Raw genomic sequence first — 4,164 nt, 5'->3', positions numbered from 1 at the left:
CCGCCCCAGACGATCGGCAGGAAGCCGAAGCGGCTGCCCAGCAGGTCGCTGAACTTCGACTTGTGCTCACGGCGCATGGCCGTCTCGATCTCGTTCACCCGGGCGTCGAGGTCGACGTTCCCGCCCTCGACCTCTTCGAGGATCTTGCGCGCCCGGTCCCGCTTGCCGACCGAGATCAGGAAACGCGGCGACTCGGGGATGGCGAAGGAGAGCAGCCCGTAGAGGATCGCGGGGACGACCATCACGCCGAGCATCCACTGCCAGGCCTCGAAGCCGGCGATCTTGCCGCGCTGGTCGCCGTCCGCGATCTGCAGGATGCCGTAGTTGACCAGCTGCGAGATGGCGATACCGACGACGATGGCCGCCTGCTGGAAGGAGCCGAGCCGGCCCCGGTAGGCGGGCGGCGACACCTCGGCGATGTAGGCCGGACCGATGACCGAGGCCATACCGATCGCGAAGCCGCCGATGATCCGCCACATGGCGAGGTCCCAGAGGGCGAACGGCAGAGCGGATCCGACGGCGCTGATGGTGAAGAGCACCGAGGCGATCTGCATGCAGCGGATGCGGCCGATCCGGTCGGCGATGCGCCCCGCCGTGGCCGCGCCGATCGCACAGCCGATCAGGGCGACGGCGATGACCTGGGCCAGCGTCCCGGACCCGATCTCGTAGCGGTCCCTGATGGCCTCGACGGCACCGTTGATCACGGAGCTGTCGTAGCCGAAGAGGAAGCCGCCCATCGCCGCGGCCGCCGTGATGAAGATGACATGCCCGAGATGGTCCGGGTGGGCCGCTCGGGCCCCGGACTCCGGTCCGTGCGCTGCGCTGGTCACATGAACTCCTGTTGCCTGGCCGCACCGTCAGGCGTGGGGGGTGAACCCTCCCAGTGGCGCACAACTCTTACCCGACCACCACTTGAAGGTAAAAACAACATTGCAGAGGTTATGCGTTCAAGTTCCGAAGTCAAGAGCCGGGGTTGTCCCGGGTCGGGACAGACGAGTACCCGGGAGTGCCCAGAATTCGCGTTGAAACCTTGGAGATTGCGTGAAGGATGCGTGAGGGGCCTCAAACGGCCGAACCCAGGGGGCGGCGCAGCCGTTGGCTGATCACCTTGGACACCCCGTCGCCCTGCATCGATACGCCGTAGAGCGCGTCGGCGACCTCCATCGTCCGCTTCTGGTGCGTGATCACGATCAGCTGGGAGCTCTCCTGGAGCTCCTCCATGATCCGGATCAGCCGCTGCAGATTGGTGTCGTCGAGCGCCGCCTCGACCTCGTCCATCACGTAGAACGGGCTGGGCCTGGCCTTGAAGATGGAGACCAGCAGGGCAACGGCCGTAAGGGATCTCTCGCCGCCCGAGAGCAGCGAGAGCCGCTTGACCTTCTTGCCCGGGGGACGGGCCTCGACATCCAGTCCGGTGGTCAGCATGTGGTCGGGGTCGGTCAGGACGAGACGGCCCTCCCCGCCCGGGAAGAGCCGGGCGAAGACGCCCTCGAACTCACGCGCGGTGTCCCGGAACGCCTCCGTGAACACCTGCTCGACCCGCTCGTCGACCTCCTTGACCACCTGCATCAGATCGGCCCGCGTCTTCTTCAGGTCTTCGAGCTGTTCGGAGAGGAACTGGTGCCGTTCCTCCAGCGCCGAGAACTCCTCCAGGGCGAGCGGATTCACCTTCCCGAGTTGCTGGTACGCCCGTTCGGCCGCCCTCAGCCGCTTCTCCTGCTCGTCCCGGACGAACGGCTTCGGCCGGTTGCGCGGATGCTCCGGGTCCGAAGGCGCTTCCTCCCCCTCGGCGGCGGGCGACGGCGGCACCGGCTGGTCGGGGCCGTACTCGGAGACCAGTCCCGCCGGCTCCACCCCGAACTCCTCCAGCGCCCTCGCCTCCAGCTGCTCCACACGCAGCCGCTTCTCGGCCCCGAGCACCTCACCGCGGTGCACCGAGTCGGTGAGCCGGTCGAGCTCGCTCTTCAGGTCCCGGCCCCGGCCGCGCTCGGCCGCCAGCTCCGCCTCACGCCCGGCCTTCGCCGCCTCGGCCGACGCCCGCTCCTGACCGGCCCGCACGACGGACACCTCGACGTGGGCGAGCAGTTGCCGGGCGCCGGACGCCACGGCGGCGGCCACCTCGGCCTCGTGGCGCAGCCGGGCCCGGCGACGCTCGGCCCGGGCGCGGGCCTCGCGCTCGGTCCGGGCCGCCCGGTCGAGGGCGTCGGCGCGTCCGGCCAGCGCCTTGACCCGCTCCTCGTGGGTACGGACCTGGAGACGGGCCTCCATCTCCGTCTGGCGCGCGTTGGCCCCGTCGGCGGCGAGCCGGTCGCGCACGGAGGTGTCCGGTTCCTCCTCGACCGGTGCCTCCTGGGCGGCCAGCAGCCGTGCCGCGAGCCCCTCGGCCTCCTCGGTGGCGTGTTCCAGGGCCTCCTGGGCGCGGGCGGCGGAGGCCGTCATCCGCTCGGCCTCACCGGTCGCGCCCCTGGCCTGCCCGGCCAGCCGTCCGAGCTGCTGGGCGACCTGGGACTTCTCCCGTTCGGCGCTCCTGCGCCGCTCCCCCAGCTCCCCGGCACGGGCGGCGCTCTCGGCACGCCGTCCGGCGGCGCGCCGCTGCTCATCGGCGAGCTCCTCGCACCGTACGTCCAGCCCGGCCAGTTCCGCGGCGGCCTCGTCCACGGAGGCCTGCACCTCCAGGAGGCTGGGCGCCCCGGCGGACCCGCCGTACGCGAAATGGGCCCCGAGGACATCGCCTTCGGCGGTCACGGCGGTCAGACCGGGGTGAGCGGCGACCAGCTCCTCCGCGTCCTCCAGGGTCTTGACGACGACCATGTCGCGCACCAGCCGGCGTACGGCGGCCACCAGTCCGGCGGGCCCCTGCACCAGGGCGGCGACGGCGGGCGCGGCCGGTTCCCCGTCGGCGGGCGGCGGTGCCGTCATGGCGGGCGTCTGCGCTCCGGCGGGCTCCGGGGCGGTCTCCCGGGCGCCGGACGTCTGCCCCGGTACCTGGCCCGAGGCGACCGGCGCACCGGGCCGCTCCTGTGTCGGGGCGCCCGGTGCTCCCTGCCCGGCCTGTGCCGCCTGCGCCGGCACCTGTCCGCCGCCCGGCAGCAGCGCCGCACGCCCCGCGTCCTGCTCGCGCAGCAGCCGGATCGCCTCCGCCGCCGTGGCCGTGTCGCTCACCGCGACCGCGTCGGCCGCCGCCCCCATCGCCGCGGCCACCGCGACCGCGTACCCCGGGGCCACGGTGATCAGTTCCGCCGCCGGGCCGAGCAGTCCCGACAGCCGGTCGCGCGCGCCGAGCAGGGTCCCGGTGCCGTCCTTGCGCCGCAGGCCCAGGGAGAGCGCCTCGTGCCGGGCCGCCAGGGCCGCACGCCTGCGCTCGGCCTCGGTCAGCGCCTCCCGGGCGTCACCGAGCGCCGACTCGGCCTCGGCGAGCCGCCGTTCGGCGGCCTCGTGGCGCTCCGCCAGTGCCAGGTCCTCGGCGTCCAGCCCCTCGACCTCGGCCTTGAGCGTCTCGTACTCCTCCTGGGCCGCGACCGCCCGTTGCCGTGCCTCGTCCCGTGAGGCGGCCAGCCGGTCGATCTCCGACTGTGCGGAACCGGCGCGGCTGCGGGCCGCGTTGACCTGGCCGGTCAGCCTGGCCAGGCCCTCGCGCCGGTCGGCGATGGCGCGTGCGGCGTCCCGGAGCCGGCGCTCCTCGGCGGCCAGTTCGCGTTCGAGCTCCGAACGGTGCGCGGTGGTGTCGTCCAGGGCGTGTTCGGCGGCCTCAAGAGCCGCTTCCAGCTCGGCCTCCTGCTCACGGATCCGGGCCGCCTCGCGCTCCATGTCCTCCGGGTCGCGTCCGCGCCTCTCCTCCTCGGGCGCCGCGGTCGCGCTCTTCACCCGGGCGTCGGCGAGCGAGATCGTGCCCCGTACGCGTTCGGCGAGCTGGGAGAGGTCGTACCAGGTCTGCTGGGCCCGCTGGAGCCGTGGCGCCAGCCGCCGCACCTCGTCCTCCAGGCCCGCCTCCCGGGCGAGCGCCGCCTTGAGGTCCGCCTCCGCCGCCTCCCTGCGCCGCTTCAGGGCCGCCTCGTCGGCGATCTCGCCGCGCAGCGCCTCCCGCATCCGCACCAGGTCGTCGGCGAGCAGCCGCAGCCGGGCGTCGCGCAGGTCGGCCTGGATCTGTCTCTTATACACATCTCT

2 protein-coding genes are annotated in these 4,164 nt (G+C 73.1%); both read right to left on the bottom strand.

The window, feature by feature from the left end; all coding sequences use genetic code 11:
- Nucleotides 1-830: MFS transporter (locus IH13_RS0132990; protein ID WP_031090273.1), on the bottom strand; the 830-nt coding region annotated here is incomplete at its 3' end.
- Nucleotides 831-1,062: 232 nt separating this feature from the next.
- Nucleotides 1,063-4,164: AAA family ATPase (locus tag IH13_RS0132985; RefSeq protein ID WP_063837523.1), on the bottom strand; the 3,102-nt coding region annotated here is incomplete at its 5' end.

It is taken from the genome of Streptomyces sp. NRRL WC-3549 (genome assembly GCF_000721935.1).
Classification (GTDB): Bacteria; Actinomycetota; Actinomycetes; order Streptomycetales; family Streptomycetaceae; genus Streptomyces.
The sequence above is the reverse complement of the archived record's forward strand: the minus strand, read 5'-3'. Positions and strand labels throughout refer to the sequence as shown.